The following is a 955-nucleotide window of genomic DNA, read 5'->3' as shown; positions in this document are numbered from 1 at the left end:
GGCAGAGCTGAATACTTGATTGGCGTCTTCACTCAGAGTTTGTGCGCCAGACACGCTGTTCACTGGCGCATCATTCACCGCATTCACCGTCATAGTAACGGTAGCCGTTTCTGTAGTTCCGCCAGAAGTGACGGTGTAGGTAAAATCAGTCGTTCCGTTGAAATTAGCGGCTGGGCTAAAACTTAAAGTACCGTCGGCATTAAGCAACACACTGCCGTTAACCACAGCCACACTTCCGCCTACGGCTATGGCTGTACCGTTAATCGCAGTAATGGTATGACCTGCATTTTCAAAGGTATCGTTCGCATTGACATCTAAAACGGCAGCCGTGTCTTCATTGGTCGCAAAAGCATCATCGGCAATATCCACTACAGGATTAATGGTAATGCCTACGGTATCGCTGTCGAGCAGCGCACCGTCAGTAGTGCTCATGGTCAAGGTATCAGAACCGTGGTAATCCGCTATTGGGCTGTAACTTAAGCCGTCTAAAGCCGCAGTGATTGCTGCAGGAGAACCGCTTAAAGTAACCGATCCGGTGCCGTTATTGGTGATGGTCACGCCTGCAGTTGCAACAGCCGTCAAACTGCCGTGCAGTACAGAAACGGTCGTCGTCACCACCGCACTGTCAATATCGGCAACGCTGAGCGCATTACCGTTGGCAGAGCTGAACACTTGGGTAGCGTCTTCACTCAGGGTTTGTGCACCAGACACACTGTTCACTGGCGCATCGTTCACCGCATTCACCGTCATAGTAACGGTAGCCGTTTCCGTCGTTCCGCCAGAAGTGACGGTGTACGTAAAATCAGTCGTTCCGTTGAAATTAGCGGCTGGGCTAAAACTTAAAGTACCGTCGGCATTAAGCAACACACTGCCGTTAACCACAGCCACACTTCCGCCTACGGCTATGGCTGTACCGTTAATCGCAGTAATGGTATGACCGGCATTTTCAAAGGTA

General features: G+C 50.8%; 1 protein-coding gene. It reads right to left on the bottom strand.

Annotation, left to right across the window (positions count from 1 at the left end):
- Positions 1 to 955, bottom strand: a 955-nt coding sequence (locus tag Lwor_RS12100) for a tandem-95 repeat protein (protein WP_193786624.1), incomplete at both ends; no start/stop codon positions are given.

Source organism: Legionella worsleiensis (assembly GCF_001467535.1).
Taxonomy (GTDB): domain Bacteria; phylum Pseudomonadota; class Gammaproteobacteria; order Legionellales; family Legionellaceae; genus Legionella; species Legionella worsleiensis.
Note: the sequence above shows the minus strand (reverse complement) of the source record. Positions and strands in the feature narration are given on the sequence as shown.